Source organism: Nostoc sp. KVJ20 (assembly GCF_001712795.1).
In the GTDB taxonomy this organism is placed as follows: domain Bacteria; phylum Cyanobacteriota; class Cyanobacteriia; order Cyanobacteriales; family Nostocaceae; genus Nostoc.
In genome coordinates this window covers 26097-45329 of the sequence record NZ_KV757561.1, presented here as the reverse complement: position 1 = coordinate 45329, position 19233 = coordinate 26097, and the positions used below count along the sequence as shown (strand labels likewise).

The 19233-nt window shown below is 43.4% G+C and carries 19 protein-coding genes; 13 read left to right on the top strand and 6 right to left on the bottom strand.

From position 1 onward, the window contains the following. The first annotated feature begins 247 nt into the window (after positions 1-247). The 3 genes from A4S05_RS04295 (at position 248) to A4S05_RS04285 (ending at position 4121) form a co-directional block, all read left to right on the top strand. Entirely contained in the window at positions 248-2602 is a 2355-nt protein-coding gene (locus A4S05_RS04295; RefSeq protein ID WP_069068587.1) for a ribonuclease R family protein, read from the top strand. Between the two features lie 17 nt (positions 2603-2619). Then, complete coding sequence (locus A4S05_RS04290; protein WP_069068586.1) at positions 2620-3240, top strand: flavin prenyltransferase UbiX; 621 nt, start codon at positions 2620-2622, stop codon at positions 3238-3240. Positions 3241-3413: 173 nt separating this feature from the next. Beyond that, positions 3414-4121 carry a hypothetical protein gene (locus A4S05_RS04285; RefSeq protein WP_069068585.1) on the top strand — a complete coding sequence of 236 codons (708 nt, stop codon included), beginning with the start codon at positions 3414-3416 and terminating at the stop codon, positions 4119-4121. A 19-nt stretch (positions 4122-4140) separates the two neighbouring features. On the opposite strand, the gene A4S05_RS04280 is transcribed toward A4S05_RS04285, so the two are convergent. Further along, complete coding sequence (locus A4S05_RS04280) at positions 4141-4338, bottom strand: hypothetical protein (protein ID WP_069068584.1); 198 nt, start codon at positions 4336-4338, stop codon at positions 4141-4143. A gap of 762 nt (positions 4339-5100) precedes the next feature. On the opposite strand from A4S05_RS04280, the gene A4S05_RS04275 reads away from it, so the two are divergent. Beyond that, positions 5101-5667, top strand: coding sequence for a transposase (locus A4S05_RS04275; protein ID WP_069068583.1), 567 nt, complete (start codon positions 5101-5103; stop codon positions 5665-5667). Between the two features lie 220 nt (positions 5668-5887). Further along, the gene (locus A4S05_RS04270; protein WP_069068582.1) at positions 5888-6433 is read left to right on the top strand and encodes a shikimate kinase; all 546 of its coding nucleotides are present in this window, start codon (positions 5888-5890) and stop codon (positions 6431-6433) included. Between the two features lie 7 nt (positions 6434-6440). On the opposite strand, the gene A4S05_RS04265 is transcribed toward A4S05_RS04270, so the two are convergent. Then, positions 6441-7043, bottom strand: coding sequence for a Uma2 family endonuclease (locus A4S05_RS04265; RefSeq protein ID WP_069068652.1), 603 nt, complete (start codon positions 7041-7043; stop codon positions 6441-6443). 347 nt (positions 7044-7390) lie between these two features. On the opposite strand from A4S05_RS04265, the gene argB reads away from it, so the two are divergent. Next, positions 7391-8287 carry an acetylglutamate kinase gene (gene argB / locus A4S05_RS04260; protein WP_069068581.1) on the top strand — a complete coding sequence of 299 codons (897 nt, stop codon included), beginning with the start codon at positions 7391-7393 and terminating at the stop codon, positions 8285-8287. 41 nt (positions 8288-8328) lie between these two features. Here the strand turns inward: argB and A4S05_RS04255 are convergent, their stop codons facing one another. Next, positions 8329-8763, bottom strand: coding sequence for a hypothetical protein (locus A4S05_RS04255; protein ID WP_256090822.1), 435 nt, complete (start codon positions 8761-8763; stop codon positions 8329-8331). Positions 8764-8935: 172 nt separating this feature from the next. Between A4S05_RS04255 and A4S05_RS04250 the strand changes: the two genes are divergently transcribed. Next, the gene (locus tag A4S05_RS04250; RefSeq protein WP_069068579.1) at positions 8936-9478 is read left to right on the top strand and encodes a tetratricopeptide repeat protein; all 543 of its coding nucleotides are present in this window, start codon (positions 8936-8938) and stop codon (positions 9476-9478) included. 415 nt (positions 9479-9893) lie between these two features. After that, positions 9894-10715, top strand: a complete 822-nt coding sequence (locus A4S05_RS04245) for a DUF3153 domain-containing protein (RefSeq protein WP_069068651.1) — start codon at positions 9894-9896, stop codon at positions 10713-10715. A 6-nt stretch (positions 10716-10721) separates the two neighbouring features. On the opposite strand, the gene A4S05_RS04240 is transcribed toward A4S05_RS04245, so the two are convergent. Then, entirely contained in the window at positions 10722-11117 is a 396-nt protein-coding gene (locus A4S05_RS04240) for a winged helix-turn-helix transcriptional regulator (RefSeq protein WP_069068578.1), read from the bottom strand. 149 nt (positions 11118-11266) lie between these two features. Between A4S05_RS04240 and A4S05_RS04235 the strand changes: the two genes are divergently transcribed. After that, complete coding sequence (locus tag A4S05_RS04235) at positions 11267-11884, top strand: FMN-dependent NADH-azoreductase (protein ID WP_069068577.1); 618 nt, start codon at positions 11267-11269, stop codon at positions 11882-11884. A gap of 134 nt (positions 11885-12018) precedes the next feature. On the opposite strand, the gene pdxH is transcribed toward A4S05_RS04235, so the two are convergent. Beyond that, the gene (pdxH, locus tag A4S05_RS04230) at positions 12019-12663 is read right to left on the bottom strand and encodes a pyridoxamine 5'-phosphate oxidase (protein ID WP_069068576.1); all 645 of its coding nucleotides are present in this window, start codon (positions 12661-12663) and stop codon (positions 12019-12021) included. Between the two features lie 115 nt (positions 12664-12778). Here pdxH and A4S05_RS04225 point away from each other — a divergent pair, with 115 nt between their 5' ends. The 3 genes from A4S05_RS04225 to A4S05_RS04215 all read left to right on the top strand — a co-directional run bounded on the left by A4S05_RS04225 (position 12779) and on the right by A4S05_RS04215 (position 16410). Beyond that, positions 12779-13864 (top strand): AI-2E family transporter, encoded by a 1086-nt coding sequence (locus A4S05_RS04225; protein ID WP_069068575.1) that lies wholly within the window; start codon positions 12779-12781, stop codon positions 13862-13864. Positions 13865-14178: 314 nt separating this feature from the next. Further along, positions 14179-15009, top strand: a complete 831-nt coding sequence (locus A4S05_RS04220) for a segregation/condensation protein A (RefSeq protein ID WP_069068574.1) — start codon at positions 14179-14181, stop codon at positions 15007-15009. Positions 15010-15240: 231 nt separating this feature from the next. Beyond that, the gene (locus A4S05_RS04215) at positions 15241-16410 is read left to right on the top strand and encodes a nucleotidyltransferase family protein (RefSeq protein WP_069068573.1); all 1170 of its coding nucleotides are present in this window, start codon (positions 15241-15243) and stop codon (positions 16408-16410) included. A gap of 109 nt (positions 16411-16519) precedes the next feature. Here A4S05_RS04215 and speA read toward each other — a convergent pair whose 3' ends face one another. Further along, complete coding sequence (speA, locus tag A4S05_RS04210; RefSeq protein WP_069068572.1) at positions 16520-18535, bottom strand: biosynthetic arginine decarboxylase; 2016 nt, start codon at positions 18533-18535, stop codon at positions 16520-16522. Positions 18536-18766: 231 nt separating this feature from the next. Between speA and ndk the strand changes: the two genes are divergently transcribed. Then, positions 18767-19216 (top strand): nucleoside-diphosphate kinase, encoded by a 450-nt coding sequence (ndk, locus tag A4S05_RS04205; protein WP_069068571.1) that lies wholly within the window; start codon positions 18767-18769, stop codon positions 19214-19216. Positions 19217-19233 lie beyond the last annotated feature (17 nt).

Here is a 19233-nt window from a genome sequence, read left to right as displayed (position 1 = left end):
AATTCTGAGAGCATCGTGCAGTGAGAAGTTCGTAGACGCCCAGAGTTGTCCGTGGGTCGGCTTCCTTTGCTCGGAACTGCGGGAGTAGTTTCCCACTCTTGCTGGGTCGGGCTTCCTTCCCTTGGAACTTAGGAAGCCTTGCCTCTGGGCAATTCGTTTCCAACTTGTTTCTGTAAGCCGTGAGGGTATACAGAAAGGAACTAGATTAAACAAAAAATGATGTTTTGACCAAAGGTCGGTTCACTGCATGGAATTTTCAATCGCTACACTCCTTGCCAATTTCACCGATGATAAATTGGTAGCTCGGAAGGTTTTAGAAAAGAAACTTGGCTGTGAAGATGAAAAAAGCTTACACAAACTTCACATTGCCTTAGATGTTCTTGAAAAAATCGGTATTTTAGTGAAGGAACGGGGCAAGTACCGCCGGATATCAGAAGACGGAATCATTGAGGCAAAACTCCGTTGTTCTAGTAAAGGCTTTTGCTTTGCTATTCAAGATGTGGAAGGCGCTGAGGATATTTACATCCGCGAAAGTCATCTGAGTAATGCTTGGAATGGCGATCGCGTTTTGGTTAGAGTTCTCAAGGAAGGCAGCCGCCGTCGCTCTCCCGAAGGGGAGGTGAAGCTGATTCTCGAACGTTCTAACCACACTTTACTGGCACGGATTAAGCAGGTGGAAACTGGTTTCCGAGCTGTGCCTTTAGATGATCGATTGCTGTTTGAACTCAAGATTCAACCTAATGAGGCAAAGCTGGAAGAAGCGATCGATCACCTGGTTCATGTGGAAGTTTTGCGTTATCCGTTGGCACAATATCCTCCCCTCGGTCGAGTGGTGCAAATCCTCGGCAGCGATGCCGAAGCTGCTGCTGATATAGATTTAGTTACGTGCAAACACGACCTTTCCCGGACTTTTCCAGATAATGTCCTGGAAGCAGCTACCAGGTTGCCCAAAAAGCTGCTCAAAGCAGACCTAAAAAATCGGCTAGATTTGCGTAATTTGTTTACTCTCACCATTGAAGGGGTAAATGGCGATACCAAAGTTATAGAAAACGCTTTTAGTTTAGAAAAAAACTTAGCCGGAAATTGGCTGTTGGGCGTTCATATCACTGATGTTTCTCACTATGTCCAACCTGACGAAGCCCTAGATCGAGAAGCTCTCAAACGGGGTAAATCAGTGTATCTGGGAGAATTAGTGCTGCCAATTTTGCCACCAGTGGTGGCAGAACGCTGTTCTTTAGTACCTGGGAGCGATCGCTTAACCATCTCTTTTTTAATTACCATTGATCCCCAATCGGGAGAAGTGCTGGAGTGGGAAATTCAGCCCAGCGTAATTAACGTAGAGACTGCACTGAGTACAGAACAAGCTCAAGCAATTCTCACAGGTGAAGCTCAAGATAAATCATCACAGGTTTCCCAAATCCTGCAAGACCTCCAAGCCTTGCAAATAGCCGTCAAACAGGTGCGGTTGAATCGTGGTAGCCTCCAGTTAAATCTGCCGCCTAGCCAAAACGCCTATTATGATGAGGGGATTTTAGGCGCTGTGGTGGTCAATGATTTACCAGTGCGATCGCTACTCACGGAGTTAGTGCTGCTAGTTAACCAACTGTTCGCAACTCACTTAAATGCTCTTGGTGTTCCCGCTATCTGGCGAGTCCAAGGTACACCCGATGTTGAAGATGTTCAGGAAATGCTGAAATTGGCAGTCAATTTAGGCGTTGATCTCACATTAGATGCAGAAGTCGATATTCAACCCTTAGATTATCAACATTTGACTACAGCTTTTGCGGAATCTCCTTCTGAGCAAGTTCTTACTTACTTATTACAAGATACACTTAAGCCGTCTGCGTACAGTACCACCAAAGGATCTCACTTTGGTCTAGCACTACCGCAATATGTCCACTTTAGCGCTCCCTTACGGCGTTACCCAGATTTGCTGATGCAGAGAGTGTATTACACGCTACTCGAAAACGGACGCGATCGCCGCAATACCCGTGTCAGAGAGCGCGTTAACCTGCGTCACTCCTCCAGCCACGAGGAAATTAACTGGAACGTTTTACCCCCAGAATTGCAACAAGAACTGCAAAGCGATTTAACTAGGGTAATTGTCCAAATCAACGACCGAGAAAAAGAAGTCCAAGAAGCTGAAGCCGATTTAGCTGGACTGCAAAAAGCCCAACTGATGAAGCAGCGCATCGGTCAGGTATTTCAAGGCGTAATTACCGGGGTTCAATCCTACGGTTTCTTTGTGGAAATTGAAGTACCAGCCGCCGAAGTGGAGTCCAGCAGTAATCCTGGTGTGCCTTTGCGGGTGGAAGGATTGGTACACGTCAGTTCTCTCAAAGATGATTGGTACGAATATCGCGCCAGACAACAGGCACTATTTGGGCGCAAAAATCGCGCTTCTTATCGATTAGGCGATCGCGTCGCTGTGCAAGTTAAGAGTGTCGATTACTACCGTCAGCAAATTGATTTGGTAACAGTCGGCAGTGATGGTGTAGCCAAAGGTTTAACTGGCAATGATTCTCGTGAGGAGCTTTCAGACCTTTATTTACCAAATGACATTGAGCCTGATGACCTAGATCCTTACTCTGAGGATGAGTAAAATCCACTAAAATTTACGTGTCAAATAACACCAAACCTTTAATTTTAGGCGTATCGGGCGCATCTGGTCTGATTTACGCTGTTCGCGCGATCAAATTTTTGCTAGAAGCGGAGTATAGCATTGAATTGGTTGCCTCTAAATCAACTTACATGGTTTGGCAGTCAGAACAGGAAATTCGGATGCCACCAGAGCCAACCGGGCAAGAACAATTTTGGCGAGAGCAAGCTGGAGTTGCACTTTCGGGTAAACTCCGCTGCCATCCTTGGAGTGATGTTGGAGCCGGAATTGCCAGTGGTTCCTTTGCCACTCTGGGGATGATGATCATTCCATGCAGCATGAGTACAGTGGCAAAGCTAGCAGTTGGCTTGAGTTCCGATTTACTAGAACGGGCAGCGGATGTCCAACTCAAAGAAGGGCGAAAGCTGGTCATTGTCCCGCGTGAAACGCCTTTTAGCCTCATCCACCTGCGTAACTTAACCTCTTTAGCAGAAGTTGGAGTTAGAGTTGTTCCTGCTATTCCCGCCTGGTATCACAATCCCCAAACCATCGAAGATTTAGTTGATTTTGTAGTTGCCCGTGCTTTAGATCAACTAGATATTGACTGCATCCCAATTCAGCGGTGGGAAGGTCGTCGCTAACGCCCTCAGTGGACTCATCGGAAATTTCACAATAGTCCTAAAAGGGTAATGATAGAGATGGCTGATAGTGTCAGTAGTCGGTGAACGGTAATTAGTGAAGAGTAATCAGACTGATAACTGACAACTGACCACTGACCACTGACAACTAACCACTGACAACCGACAAAATTACTATGGCTGTAATTCGCTTAATTCTATTGGTGGCAGTACTGGGAGGACTAACACTGTTGTTAGTCCAAAATTTCTCACCTGCCCTATCGCTAGTATTTTTGGGGGTGAAAACTCAACCATTACCACTAGCGATATGGATTTTTTTCAGTACTGCCACTGGTGCTTTCACATCTGTATTGATTGCTACCTTGTTTAAATTATCCAGTTATTTTGTAGGAGGACAACGCCAAACTCCTAACAGAGCAACTGCAACTTCAACGCGTGCAAAGGCAACTCGGAGAGAAGAACCAACATCTCGTCCTGCCAGTCCTCCACCACCAGCTAGTAAAAAAGAAGAGGCTAGCAGTGACGTATTTGATGATTGGGAGACAAATGGTAGAGATGATGATTGGAACTTTGATGAAAAGTCAGAGGAAGCGCCTACCCCCAATTCTCAAGCTCAACAGCCTAGAGATTCTAAAACTTACGAACGTCAATCAGAAGCCAAAAGCAGTTCTCAGTCTGGTTCAGTTTATTCTTACAGCTACCGTGAGCCAAAAAATACAGCTGCGGGAAAAAGTGAATCTGTTTATGATGCTGATTACCGAGTAATCATCCCCCCTTATCAGCCGCCGACTAGCAATCAAGCGAATCAAGCCGATGATGATGATTGGGAATTTTTTGAGGATGATGATGATTTTGAGGATGATGATAAACGCCCCCGTCGGTGAGATGTAGTAGGCTAGGTCTCTACTTATTAATGCCACACTGCTCTCTAGACTCCTGCTTGACCTTACCAGTCATGGCAGCTTCCTGCAAAGTCATGAAAGCATTAAAATCTTCTAAGTCATATCGGGTAGTCAACAGTTGTCGTAGTTGATCTTCAGCTTCCACTGTCAAATAGCCAGTAGCTAAAGCTCTTTGTACAACGTCACGAATTCGAGTCATGGTTGACACCTCATTCATACTATATTTATTCATTCAGGCTTATTGGGGTGAAATATGCAGTAGTTTTTGCGTCGAAACTTCAACTTTGCAAGGTTTTTTTTAGCGATCGCAGCAAATAAGTCATCATTTACACCTTTACAAAAAACATTTAATGGAGTGGGGCTTGTTATAACTGAACTTTTAGAATAACGACCCTGTGCTGTTAGAAACACAGTATTGTGTATACTTAAAATTACCTACCAGGGTAAAAATCCTGATTATTTAGATAGACAGATATTGTTTGGATAAAGTTTCAAACAAGCTATATTAATTTTTTCGTTAAGCATAGCGATCGCTATGCAGCAATTACCAAGTTACTTCAGCGAATTTACTACATTCCTGACAAATTCGTAATTTATTACTTGTAGTAATTTCACAGAAGAATCTTTAATTTATTATCTAAGTTACTTTAAATACATTATCAATAATAGATTTGTAGGGGTTTAGCAATGCTAAACCCCTACCCTGACGTTGTGGGCATAGCAATAAGAGTGCAATCAGGTCTAAGGGTAGCGATCATAAAAATAATAGCGTGGGGTAGCATTACCAACCTGACAAGCGATCGCTCGTCTATCGTCAATAAATATAGGGGTTTAGCATTGCTAAACCCCTACGCCGTAATACCTAGTAGGTCATGATATTACGGGATTACAATGTAATAATACCAACGATGTGACCATCACCAGAAATTCACTTTTATCAAGATAAGTCCTCAAAATAACAGTGTTTTATAATCCACAAATTCACCATCGCCGTTCTATTCGATTAAAAGATTATGATTACACCCAAGAAGGTGCATATTTCATTACCATTTGTACAAAAAACAGACAATGTATCTTTGGTGATATCAAACAAGGAGAAATGAAATTCAATTTGCTAGGGACGATTGCTTGTGACTGCTGGCAAGAAATTCCTCAACATTTTCCACACATACAATTAGATATATTTGTGATTATGCCCAATCATATTCATGGAATATTATGGATTCATAACACAATTACCAGCGAGAATGAGCTAAGGAAGTATGGCAAAATGGTATCTGGTTCAATTCCTTGTGTGATTAGGTCTTATAAAAGTGCCGTTACCAAAAAGATTAATCAAATTTGCAATCTAAAAGGTATATCTTCAGTATGGCAAAGAAATTTTTATGAACATATTAATAGCAATGAAGAATCTTTAGAATCAATTAGAAAATATATTATTAATAATCCTTTAGGATGGGAAAATGATCGTGAAAATCCTGGTGATATTTCCCAGCAGCACGGTTTGCTATTAGATGTACCTTTTTAGTCGTAGATGTGTTGGCGTGTAGGGGTTTAGCAATGCTAAACCCCTACGTTTTGGTTGGGATGGGTGCGTCGCCTTTGTGACTACCCATAGCGCGATCGCTCTTTTGTATATCTGGTTGCGAGATAGATGCAAAACTCCGTATTTTTAAATCTTAGATTGAGTCATTGAGTTTATAATTTTAAACTGTGACTCAGAACTAATAATTGGAGCGAAGCAACTGGTGAGCAGCTTATTACAAGGAGTCAACCTGTACTTAATTGGGATGATGGGCGTTGGTAAGACGACAGTAGGGCACTTACTAGCAAAGGAACTGGGCTATGGGTTTGTCGATACCGATGATGTTATTGCCCAAGCAACAGGTAAATCTATCAATCAGTTATTTGCCCAAGAAGGTGAAGCAGGATTTCGTCAGTTAGAAAGCGATGTACTTTCACAAGTCTGTGCTTTTACAAAGTTGACTATAGCAACTGGTGGGGGCATTGTACTGCGGCGAGAAAACTGGGGTTACTTGCACCACGGGTTGATAGTGTGGCTAGATGCGCCAGTGGAGATAATTTACAACCGTTTAGCTGAGGATACCACAAGACCACTGCTGCAAGATGCCGATCCTAAAGCTAAGTTGCGATCGCTCCTCGAACAACGAACACCACTATACTCTCAAGCCGATTTGCACATCACCGAGCGAGAGGGGGATACACCTGAAGACATTGCCAAGCGAGTACTTGAGGGAATTCCCAACATTCTCAAAACACAAGTTTCACATTAGGCGTAAGTTACCAAATTTTGCCCATACGCAGGATAAATCCTGGTAATTCTGGATTGCCACTAACTACTTCGGGATTATCCAAAATTTCAAGTTCTCGATTCATACGGTAAATGTAGACTTTTCGATTTTGCCGATCAATTAACCAGCCTAGTAACGCACCGTTATCGATATACTCCTGCATTTTGTCTTGTAATTTTATCAGGCGATCGCTAGAGGAGCGTAACTCAATCACAAAGCTGGGACAAATTGGTGCAAATGAGGCTTTTTGTGCATCTGTTAAAGCATTCCAGCGCTCCAGTTCAATCCAAGAAGCATCAGGGGAACGCATCGCTCCATTGGGTAGTGTAAAACCTGCACTGGAGTCAAAGCCTATGCCAGTGCCATCTTGTTCAGTCCAATACCCAAGCTGTGCAGCAATGTTAAAGTTACGGTTGCCCGTATCTGAAAAAGCTGGTGGCATAATGATGACTTCCCCATTGGCAGTACGCTCAATTCGTAAATCTCCATTGGCTTGGCAGAATTCGTAGAACTGCTCATTTGTCATCTGCACAAGGGAGGGGAAATTTACCGTTAGGGGTGTGCTTTCAGTTTGAATTAGCAGCGTGGTCATTTTCATTCCCTAGCTTCAGCCGAATGATTTCAATTCTAGAGGTTTGAAGGAGCGATCGCTTGCTTGTTATGTCGGGTAATCTGGCAACAGTGATTTATTTGGTATCAGTTATTCCGAACACTACCATCAGGCATAATGTTGTACTGAAATATTGCTCCTTAAGCAGTTTATTTATAATGTTGGGTTCCGCTAACGCTGCACCTAATCTTGTATCTTAAAATAAGTTTTTGTAAGTGATACTTATACAAAAAGCTTATTTTGCTCTTGGCAGCCACAAGACATTGTTACAGGTTACAAAGTCTTCTACACTTACTGAAATAGGTTTTAACTCTCAACGGCGGCTCCTCATGACGGACAACGATTCTGAATACATCAGGCAAGCTGAAGCCACTCGTGTACGTGTACTAAGCGAAGCACTACCTTATATTCAACAATTTGCCGGTCGCACTGTTGTTGTCAAATATGGTGGTGCAGCTATGAAAGATAGCGCACTCAAAGACAAAGTTATCCGCGACATTGTATTCTTATCCTGCGTGGGCTTGCGTCCGATTGTAGTACACGGTGGTGGCCCAGAAATTAACAGTTGGTTAGATAAGCTGGGCATCGAACCACAATTTAAGAATGGTTTGCGAGTCACTGATGCTGCCACAATGGATGTGGTGGAAATGGTTTTAGTTGGTCGAGTTAATAAAGAAATTGTCGCGCTGATTAACCAAGCTGGTGGATTGGCTGTAGGACTTTGCGGTAAAGACGGTAATCTATTTACAGCCCGTCCTCAAGGTCAAGAAGGCATCGGCTTTGTGGGGGAAGTTAGCAATGTCAACATCAAGATTTTGGACACCCTCGCTAGCAATGGCTATATTCCGGTAGTGTCCAGCGTCGCCGCAGACGAAACGGGACAAGCTTATAACATCAATGCTGATACTGTAGCCGGAGAAATCGCTGCTGCACTAGGAGCAGAAAAGTTAATTTTACTGACCGATACCAGTGGAATTTTAAAAGATTACAAAGACCAATCTACTTTGATTCCGAAAGTAGATATCCGCGAAGCTCGCGAGTTGATTGCTAATGGTATAGTCAGTGGTGGGATGATTCCCAAAGTAAGTTGTTGTGTGCGATCGCTTGCTCAAGGAGTCCGTGCAGCACACATCATTGATGGCCGCATTCCCCACGCCCTATTACTAGAAATCTTTACTGATGTTGGGATTGGGACGATGATTCTCGGTTCGCAGTTTACCTCTTAGGAGTGAGGAGTGAGGAGTTCTCCTACTGCTCCTCCACTTCTCTAGCGGGGATAGGTAATAATAACCCGCGATCGCCCGCCACTAAATGGTGTACGACGCCATGAATTATTGATAATCACCGGATTAACTATGGTTGAGTCTCGAATTGACGGATTAACCAGAGTTGGATTAATCAGGGTGGAATTTCTCACATTTTGCCTGAATTGAGGATAGGAATAATCGCGGAAATGATTGCGTTGTGGGATTAATCCTGTTGCTGGGTCTACAGGCATAGGTGTAGGAATCGGACTACCATAAATAAAGGAACCGACAGATGGCGATGTCTGACGACAAGCAGCTCCGCAGCTATGCCTAACTCCATAGCCACCATCAATCACGATCGCACGCTGGGCGGAAGCTGGAGTAATGCTTACACCCATCACTGCTAAAGTCATACCTGCTAGGAGCCAATTCAGTTGTGAATGCTTGATTTTCAAGATATTTTGCTCACCTGCATAAGATACCGGAATTTTTAATCAGAAAATAGTCGCAGCTACTTAGTTAAAATTTTAGAAGTTTATCCACTTTCAGATTGCCAGCTTTTGAAAAGATTCCAAAAAGATTGCTGACATTGGCAAAATGAAAACAGTGCTGATTTTTATATAAGACGTGAGTGCAGAAAGTTTAGAAATTGCTAAAACCCACTACCAGACTGGAAAAATTGCCTTTGAAAATGGGCAATACCGCGAAGCTGTAGAAAATTTAGAAAAGGCCAGCGCCCTTTTAGCTCGTAATTCTCGGCTTGGGGGTGAAGTAGAAATTTATCTGGTGACAGCTTATGAAGCAGCTGGACGCACCGATGATGCGATCGCTCTTTGCGAAAGACTCAAACGCCATCCCTATTTTGAAACCAGCAAACAAGCGCGACGGATGCTTTACATTTTAAAAGCACCAAAGCTGAAAAGACCTAGCGAATGGATGACCGAAATCCCTGATTTGGCCGCACTACCCGATAATGAACTCAAAATTTCTGTAGCTGCTAAATCCACTAAATCTTCTGTTCAGCAAAAACCTAAACCTACGGAGCCAGAATTCGTTGATCTCAGTCAGGTCAATACCAGAGATAATCGCTTTATCTGGGTGGCGCTAATTGCCATTGGTTTAACCATCTCGTGTTTGCTTTGGTTGAATTTTTCAGGAACTCCTAGCTGATATCAATTTTGGATTTTGGATTTTAGATTTTAGATTCTTTTGGTTTATATCTCACTCACAAGGGATAAGGCATAAAGCAAAATCCAAAATTTAAAATCTTTGGGCTTCATCCGTTTATCGGTAGGATCAATCCAAAATCCAAAATTTAAAATCCAAAATCTGTTGACTTTTGGGGAGATTTATAATTATGAATTTTTCAATTTTCGGAAAGATTTTTTTGTGGTTCATCAGACCATTTAATTTTGTATTGAGAAATATGAAAAACTCCATCCCCTTGTGGATGGAGTTTTTGGGCATGGGCAATGGGGCATGGGGCATGGGGAAGAAGTTAGCAATGCCCAATGCCCAATGCCCCAAGCGACGGGGCGACTATCCCTCTACAGACACCTGGGGATGGAGTTTCCCGTCGCTTTCAATGAAACTAAATGGTCGAAATCGAATGAACCGTGTCTTTCCCATGCGAAGCCCTATTCTGTGGCTAGTATTGTTAACATCCCTGCTACTTTCTGGCTGTGTAAAGTACGATGTGGGGGTTAATTTTGACAATTCAAATAGTGGTGAACTAGTACAGCATATTAAGTTGGGAGAACGATTAACTAGTTTTAGTGGTGATTCTGTATACGAATGGTTAAACAGCATAGAACGCCGCGCCCGTCAACTAGAAGGTAAAACGCAGCGAGTTTCCCAAGAAGAAATTATTGTCACCATTCCTTTTAGCAGTGGTACGGAATTGCAAGAAAAGTTCAACGAATTTTTTAACTCCCATGCAAATCAACCCTCTGAGCCTGTCCAGAGCGAATCTGACTCAGAACTGCCGAAAATTGAATCAAACGTCCTCTTAGAGGAGAACAATTTTTTGCTTTTAGTCAGAAATCGGTTGATTTATGATTTGGATTTGCGATCGCTATCTCTAATTGCCAGTAAAGGTAACGTCTTGGCTAATGCTGGTTCAATTCTGGATTTGGAATTTAGCTTGAAGACTCCTTGGGGAGCCAAAAACATTCAACTAACTGAAACTGCCATAGAGCTAGAAAAAAATGGCAATCGATTAGTCTGGAAACTCCAGCCTGGTGAGCTAAACCACATAGAGGCTGTTTTCTGGCTTCCCAGTCCTCTTGGTATTGGTGCGTTGTTAATTGTCTTGTTTGTCTGGGGAGGATTGTACTTGAGATACAATTTCATGCCAGATCCCAGAATTCAGTTTCCTCCCAAAGCAGCAGCGATCCAGGAACAGTAGACTATATCATCTGTTGAATTTTGTTAGCGAAGCCGATGCATTCTCCATCGGCTTTTTTAATTCACATTCAGACTGTTGTTCGCTACCATACCAACGTTCAGCAAGTGCATTGAGTTGATGAAGCACATCAATTAATTCCTGTCCGCGTTCTGTAAGACCGTAAGTTACTTGGGGTGGGATAGTTGGTTCATACTGGCGATAAATAATTTCTGCTGCCTCAAGCATCCTCAGTCTTTCTGTCAGCATTTTGGTTGAGATACCCTCTACTTGTCGCTTCAATGCACCAAAGCGAGTAGGCCCACTATTACCCAACACCCAGAGTATATACATTGTCCAGGGCCCTGATAATAAGGACATCAAAATACTTATTGGGCAAGCATCAGGATTTTTAGAAGCAGACATCGATAAATTAGCCAAAATTATCCGGTAGTTACTTTATAGTAACTACTTTACTTTAGTAACTAGTTACTTTTAGTATCTAATGTAATGCTTTGAAATAAAGACTCAAAAAAAGTAAAAGCAGTAAATCCTAGCTAATCAGGAGATATTTGGTGGTAAACATTCTACATATTGATTCCAGCCCCCGTGCTGAACGATCGCACTCCAGAGAACTATCTAAGGAATTTGTCAGTGCTTGGAAAGCAAAGCATCCTGAAGATGCGATCGTCTATCGAGATTTAGGGCATTACCCAGTTCCTCACGTTGATGAAGCTTGGATTGCGGCAGCATTTTCCCCACCAGAAACCCATACCCCAGAATTAACTGAGGCAATTAGGATTTCTGACGAACTGGTTGATGAGTTTTTGGCAGCAGATCGCTACGTCTTTGGAGTGCCAATGTACAACTTCAATATACCTTCCACTTTTAAGGCTTATATCGACCAAATCGTTCGCATTAACCGGACTGTTGCAATAGATGCTCAAGGTTTTAGAGGGTTAGTCGAGGGTAAAAAGGCAGTTATCATCACAGCCCGCGGCGGTGACTTCAGCCCGACATCTCCTGCTTCTGCATACGACTTCCAAGAACCCTACCTGCGGACGATTTTCGGTTTTATTGGGATTACAGACATTCAATTTATTAACGCTAACAGCTTGAATGAGGGTGATGCCCGTACCCAATCTCTATCAGAAGCACGGGCAGCAATTCAAGATGCGATCGCCCAGTGGTAATGTGATGTGGGGCATTGGGCATTGGGCATTGGGCATAGTGCATTGGGCATGAGTTATTCTTCCCCTCTCTCTGCCTCCCCTGCCTCCCCTGCTCCCCCTACTCCCTACTCCCTACTCCCCACTCCCTCATCCCCTCAAGGAGACAATCGCTCAATATTCCAAGTGCCATTATCTAAACGCCTGTAGAGTAAGCGATCGTGCAGACGGCTAGGGCGTCCTTGCCAAAACTCAATTTCTGTGGGGATCACTCGTAAGCCTCCCCAATGGGGCGGTCGGGGGATTTCCTCATTTTCATATTTGCTATTAAACTCTTGCAAGCGCCGCTCTAAGACTTCTCGGCTTTCTATCACCTCGCTTTGATTAGATACCCACGCACCCAAGCGACTCTTACCAGGGCGACTTTCAAAATACTGGTCGGACTCGGTTTCGGAAACTTTCTCCACATACCCCACAATTCTGACTTGACGTTCCAGTTCTGCCCACCAGAAGACTAAAGCCGCCTGGGGATTTTCTGCCAGTTCTTGTCCTTTATGACTGTTGTAGTTGGTGAAGAAGGCAAAGCCCCGTTCATCAAAATCCTTGAGTAAAACCATTCTGGCAGAGGGCTTACCATCTGGTGTGGCAGTGGCAATGGTCATGGCATTGGGTTCAGGGAGTTGTGCTGCGATTGCCTGATCGAACCATTTTTTAAATTGGATAAAAGGATTGAGGTCTACTTCGAGTTCGCTCAAACCTTCCAAGGTGTAGTCCTTACGAAGATCAGCTACGGTTTTGTCCATTGTGATTTGTTTCCTTACTATCAGATACGCTTATATATATCTTTGTTAAAAATATCTATCATGATGATCAGTACCATCATGAATTTTACAGAATATCTAAAATAGGTTGCATCAGATGCGCCGTTCGGCCTCCCTTCAACGCCTGTTAATTTATGGTCTGAGTGGCCCAATTATCGCTCTTAATGTGTGGCTGCTATCTGTGCTTTTTCGCTATTTTCAGCATCCCATTACTGTCTTAAGCATTGCGACGATTCTGGCTTTTCTCCTAAATTACCCGGTTAAGTTCTTTGAACGTGCCCGGATCACTCGCACTCAGGCGGTGATCATAGTTTTACTTGCAACATTAACCCTGTTTGGGATTCTGGGCGTTACCCTAGTGCCGTTGATCATTGACCAAACAATCCAACTGTTAAATAAGATCCCTGATTGGTTAACCGCCAGTCAAGCAAATTTAGAGCAATTTGAGATGGTGGCAAAGCAACGACGCTTGCCCATTGATCTGAGAGTTATAAGCAGCCAAATCAATGCCAACATTCAGAATTTGGTACAACAGCTAGCTTCTGGTGCAGTAGGATTTGCTGGGACATTGCTCTCAGGATTACTTGACATAGTGTTAGTGATTGTGCTTGCATTTTATATGCTTTTATATGGCGATCGCGTCTGGTATGGTCTGATCAATCTTTTGCCCTCTAATATTGGAGATCCCCTCACTACATCCTTGCGCCTAAATTTCCAGAACTTCTTCCTCAGCCAGTTGTTGCTAGGTCTATTCATGGTGGTAACTCTAACACCAATTTTCTTAGTGATGAAGGTACCCTTTGCCCTGTTGTTTGCCATATTAATCGGTATCTCAGAACTCATTCCCTTTATCGGGGCATTTCTCGGCATTGGTCTGGTGACGATTTTAGTACTGTTGCAAAATTGGTGGTTAGCAGTTGAAGTTGCTGTGGCGGCAATTCTCATGCAGCAGGTTAAAGATAACCTGTTAGCTCCCAGGTTACTTGGCAACTTTATTGGACTGAATCCCATTTGGATTTTTGTGGCTATTTTGATGGGATTTGAGATTGCTGGGTTGTTGGGAACGCTTGTTGCTGTTCCCATTGCTGGTACTATTAAAGGCACTTTTGATGCCATCAAGAGCGGCAAGTCGGGTGACTTTGTATCAACTGTCACTATTCCCCATGACTCGCCTCCAGATTAATGTCAAAAGTTGCACATTCTGATCTCACAATTCACAATGGTGATTGATTACAAATTTCAGAAGATACTGCCAGCAGGCAATTCATAAATAAAAGAAGTGCAAGCAAATGTAGAAATTACACGCTTTGCTAATATAGCCATTTTCAATACGGTGAGGTACAGGTGTGCAAATAGACCTAACCCCCTAACCCCTTCCCGCCTTCGGGAAGTGAGGTCAAAATTGTACTTCACACTTGTCGAGAACCGCTATAGTCAATGAGTTTACTGTTTAATTTAAAGTCTTTTGATTCTCATTAATTAATTTAGAACCTGTTGATGGAAGCTTCCGAGCTATTAGAAACAATCACACTCCTGATTTACCAAGCTGAACAGGGAGAAATTGACCCTTGGGATGTCCAAGTGATTGAGGTGATTGACCGTTACTTAGAACTTATGGCACCGGAGTCAATAGGAAGAGGCTATGAAGCGGACTTGTCTCAATCTGGACAAGCATTTTTGTCAGCATCAATGCTGGTATTATTCAAAGCCAATACCTTGATGCAATTGTCAACAGTAGGAGATGTCCAAGATGGTGTAGAAGATGATGCCCTATTGGAAGGTGAAGATGGTTTATCACACCAAGGTCATCGTCTACCATTAGAACGGCAATTGCGTCGTCGTCCATCAGCAATGCCGCCACCAAAGCGCCGGGTGACTCTGCAAGAGCTAATCAAGCAATTGCAGATTATGGCGAACCAGCTAAAACTAGTAGAAAAAGTCCCTAAACCGATCCGTCCCAGACGGCAGCCTAGCGTCCAAAGTATGCGGGAGGCTCTGGAGTTAGCTCACCAAGAAAATCTGACAGAAGTAGCTGGGGAACTGGAGCAGGTGTTGAACTTATCAGCAAGGGAGCTTAATTCAGAACAAAATTGGTTGAATTTAGAACAACTTGTAGATTTGTGGACTAAAACAAAGCTTCTCAAGCAAAATGGGTCTGGACATGAGACTAAACACAGTAATTTAGTTAGCGTTTTTTGGGCGCTACTATTACTTTCGGCTCAATCCAAAGTAGAGCTATTTCAAGAGGAGTTTTACCATGAGATTAAAGTTCGTCTACTTACAGATTCAGCTAAAACCTGTAAACCTTTTGAGCAATCTATGAATTAAGAAAATCAAAAATCGCCCTACAGATAATTTAAGGATTTTTGATTCAGTTCCAAAATCCGAGTAAATTGAAAAGATAAGCGATCGCTTGTCATCTAAGTATACCGATGGTTGTAATAACCACTAAATTCCTGTTATTCCTATTTTGAAGGATAACTTACAGCAGAAATAAAAACTGATGATTAAGTATCACTCGATGAAAGTAAACTGGCTTGTGGTTGAGGAATAAATTTTATGAAAGCGATGATTCTCGCGGCTGGTAAGGGTACTCGCGTGCGTCCGATTACCTATACAATTCCCAAACCGATGATTCCCATCCTGCAAAAGCCAGTGATGGAGTTCTTACTGGAACTATTACGCCAACATGGATTTGACCAGATTATGGTCAACGTTAGTCATTTGGCTGAGGAAATAGAAAACTATTTCCGTGACGGCCAGCGGTTTGGGGTACAGATTGCCTATTCCTTTGAAGGGAAAATTGATGACGACGGTAAACTGGAGGGGGAAGCAATTGGTTCAGCGGGAGGGATGCGCCGCATTCAAGACTTCTCACCGTTTTTTGATGATACCTTTGTGGTTTTGTGCGGTGATGCCTTAATTGACCTGGATTTAACAGCGGCAGTTAAATGGCATAAAGAGAAAGGAGCGATCGCTACTATTATCACGAAATCTGTCCCCAAGGAAGAAGTTTCTAGCTACGGTGTGGTTGTGACTGACGAAGATGGTCGTGTTAAAGCTTTCCAAGAAAAACCTTCAACTGAAGAAGCTCTCAGCACCAACATCAACACAGGTATTTACATCTTTGAGCCAGAGGTTTTTAACTATATTCCTTCTGATGTGGAATATGACATTGGTAGCCAATTGTTTCCCAAATTGGTAGAAATCAAAGCTCCCTTCTACGCCATTCCTATGGACTTTGAATGGGTAGATATTGGTAAAGTCCCAGACTATTGGCGGGCGATTCGCGGTGTACTGCTGGGTGAAATCAAAAATGTGCAAATTCCTGGTCATGAAGTCGCCCCTGGCATCTACACTGGCTTAAATGTCGCTGTAAATTGGGACAAAGTGGATATTACAGGCCCAGTTTATATCGGCGGTATGACGAGAATCGAAGACGGAGCTAAAATTGTCGGGCCAGCAATGATTGGCCCCAATTGTTGGATATGTAGTGGCGCAACAGTAGATAACAGCGTGATTTTTGAGTGGTCGCGCCTGGGCCCCGGAGTTCGGTTAGTCGATAAGCTAGTATTTGGACGTTATTGTGTGGATAAAACTGGCGCTGCGATTGATGTTCAAGCCGCTGCTTTAGACTGGCTAATTACCGATGCTCGTCAGACACCACCATCTCATACCCCTGTTGAACGACAAGCAATAGAGGAATTGTTGGGGACAAATGTAAATTAGGGAATGGGGAATGGGGCATGGGAAATAGATGGACAAAGGAGACAAGGGGAATAAGCAATGCCCAATGCCCAATGCCCAATGCCCAATGCCCAATGCCCAATTCCCAATCCTAACTATTTAAGTACGTATATCTTCTGAGACTCTGCTCGTAGGTTTGCAGTAGTCGCTGAGATTCCGCTAGGGTGATGCGTTTTTCTTCTAATGCTTTCTCGCAACGCTGGCGAATGTTTTCCACCATATCTTCGGAATCATACTGGACGTAACTTACCACTTCGCTCATGGTGTCACCTTTGACTATGTGTTCAATCTGGTAGCCTTTGGGCGTCAATTGGATGTGAACGGCGTTGGTGTCGCCAAATAGGTTGTGCAAATTGCCCATGATTTCTTGGTAAGCTCCATTCAAGAACATTCCCAAATAATAGGGTTCTCCGGGCTTGTGGGTGTGCAATTCTAAAACCGATTTGACATCGCGCAGGTCAATAAAACGGTCGATTTTACCATCACTGTCGCAGGTTAAGTCTGCTAAAATTCCCCGTCGCGTTGGTTCTTCATCTAAACGGTGGATTGGCATGATCGGGAATAGCTGATCGATCGCCCAGCAATCTGGTGCCGATTGAAACACTGACATATTAACGTAGTAGATGGAAGCCATGATTTTCTCTAGGTCTTCCAGTTCATCAGGTACGTATTCTTGCTGTCTGGTGATGTTAAGAATTTTTTGACAACAGGCCCAGTAGAGGCGTTCGGCTTTGGCTCGTTCTCTGAGGCGTAAAATTCCTAAGTTGAAGCGGCTGATGGCTTCTTCTTTGAATTGTGCCGCGTCATGGTAGAACTCTTGGTAGTTCTCTTTATTGATAGATTGGTAAGTTTCCCACAGGTAATTGATAATCGGGGATTCTCCCTCTTGTGGAGGTTCTGGTGCATCGAGGGGGACATCGCTGGTACTAAGAACATCAAAAATCAATACCGACTGATGGGAAGCGATCGCTCGTCCACTTTCACTAATCAGTGTTGGTACGGGAATTTCCCGTTCAGCACAAGTATCTTTTAACTCTGCCACGATGTCGTTGGCATAGTTCTGCATGTTGTAATTTTTCGATGCATAGAAGTTGGTTTGGGAGCCATCATAATCTACGCCCAAGCCACCACCGACATCAAGGTATTTCATATCTGCTCCCAGCATTGCCAATTCCACATAAATGCGGCTGGCTTCTTGGATGGCATCTTTAATCACATTAATGGCAGAGATTTGTGAGCCGATGTGGAAGTGCATCAACTGCAAAGAATCGAGCAGGTTCGCTTCCCGTAACTTGTCAACAGCCTCAATGACTTCAGGCATTGTCAAACCAAATTTAGCGCGATCGCCACTAGAGGTTCCCCAACGTCCCATACCTTGGGTACTGAGTTTAGCGCGAACCCCTAATATTGGCTTAATACCTAACTGGCGATTGGCATCAATCACCAAATCAACCTCTTCAATTTGTTCTAAAACGATGATTGGTGTTTGCCCTAGTCTTTGGGCTAACATTGCTGTTTCGATGTATTCTCGGTCTTTGTAGCCGTTGCAAACTAACAATGCTCCTGGTGTATCCAACACGGCCAGAGCAATCATTAATTCTGGCTTAGAACCGGCTTCTAATCCAAATTGATGGGGTTTGCCAAATTTGACTAAATCTTCAATCAAATGCCGTTCTTGGTTGCATTTGACGGGAAACACGCCACGGTAGACACCAGGGTAATTGTAGCGAGCGATCGCTTTACTAAAACAAGCGTTCAACCGCTCAATCCGGTCTTCCAAAATGTCGGAAAAGCGAATCAACATGGGAAGTCCCAAGTTGCGCTGTTTCATGGAGTTGACCAATTCAAACAAGTCAAGAGATCCCCCGCGATCGCCCTTGGGTGACACGGTAACGTGACCAGCAGCGCTAATGGAAAAATAAGGTTGCCCCCATCCTTCAATGCGGTACAAGGCTTCGCTATCCTCAATTTTCCAGGAGCGAGGTAAATCTCCTGTGGTAGGACTAGGTGGTAACAGTTTTTTGTGCTTATGATTTTTCACTTCTTTTTGTCCATTGGACGGTACTTGTACCACCTCGTCAGATGTAGCAGTTGACTCAACACCCATTTCTTCCTAACCTCTGTTTTTCACCCACGAGTTAACAATTTAACGCATTCATCTGGGAACGTATATGCACCCAAAGATAATTTCTGAGATAAACTCTGATTGGTCAAGAGTCATTAGTCAAGAGTCATTGGTCAAGAGTCATTAGTCATTAGTGCAAAACCTTTGGACAAAGGACAAAGGACAAAGGACAATTGACTAGATAAAAACTTTATTAAGCTTTGGGAGATAGCAATGGAGCGCACATTTTTAGCAATTAAGCCTGATGGAGTCCAGCGGGGATTAGTAGGTGAAATTATCCGTCGCTTTGAAACCAAAGGTTTTACTCTAGTTGGTTTAAAGTTACTGAAAGTCAGTCGGGAGTTGGCTGAACAACACTATGGTGTTCATCGAGAACGTCCCTTTTTTGGTGGTCTAGTGGAATTTATCACTTCTAGCCCAGTAGTAGCAATGGTATGGGAAGGTGATGGCGTGATTGCATCTGCTAGAAAAATTATTGGTGCGACAAATCCGTTAACAGCAGAGCCGGGAACGATTCGCGGCGATTTTGGACTGAATATTGGTCGCAACTTAATTCACGGTTCTGATGCTCCAGAAACCGCGCAACAGGAAGTAGCGTTATGGTTTAAGGATGAAGAATTAGTCAGTTGGCAACCACACTTAACGCCTTGGTTGCGCGAGTAAGACATTAGGGGAGAGGT

Coding starts and splice junctions, on each gene's coding strand:
- A4S05_RS04295 (WP_069068587.1), top strand. CDS start 248: ATGGAATTTTCAATCGCTACACTCCTTGCCAATTTCACCGATGATAAA.
- A4S05_RS04285 (WP_069068585.1), top strand. CDS start 3,414: ATGGCTGTAATTCGCTTAATTCTATTGGTGGCAGTACTGGGAGGACTA.
- A4S05_RS04280 (WP_069068584.1), bottom strand. CDS start 4,338: ATGACTCGAATTCGTGACGTTGTACAAAGAGCTTTAGCTACTGGCTAT.
- A4S05_RS04265 (WP_069068652.1), bottom strand. CDS start 7,043: ATGACCACGCTGCTAATTCAAACTGAAAGCACACCCCTAACGGTAAAT.
- argB (WP_069068581.1), top strand. CDS start 7,391: ATGACGGACAACGATTCTGAATACATCAGGCAAGCTGAAGCCACTCGT.
- A4S05_RS04245 (WP_069068651.1), top strand. CDS start 9,894: ATGAAACTAAATGGTCGAAATCGAATGAACCGTGTCTTTCCCATGCGA.
- A4S05_RS04240 (WP_069068578.1), bottom strand. CDS start 11,117: ATGTCTGCTTCTAAAAATCCTGATGCTTGCCCAATAAGTATTTTGATG.
- pdxH (WP_069068576.1), bottom strand. CDS start 12,663: ATGGACAAAACCGTAGCTGATCTTCGTAAGGACTACACCTTGGAAGGT.
- A4S05_RS04225 (WP_069068575.1), top strand. CDS start 12,779: ATGCGCCGTTCGGCCTCCCTTCAACGCCTGTTAATTTATGGTCTGAGT.
- A4S05_RS04220 (WP_069068574.1), top strand. CDS start 14,179: ATGGAAGCTTCCGAGCTATTAGAAACAATCACACTCCTGATTTACCAA.
- A4S05_RS04215 (WP_069068573.1), top strand. CDS start 15,241: ATGAAAGCGATGATTCTCGCGGCTGGTAAGGGTACTCGCGTGCGTCCG.
- speA (WP_069068572.1), bottom strand. CDS start 18,535: ATGGGTGTTGAGTCAACTGCTACATCTGACGAGGTGGTACAAGTACCG.
- ndk (WP_069068571.1), top strand. CDS start 18,767: ATGGAGCGCACATTTTTAGCAATTAAGCCTGATGGAGTCCAGCGGGGA.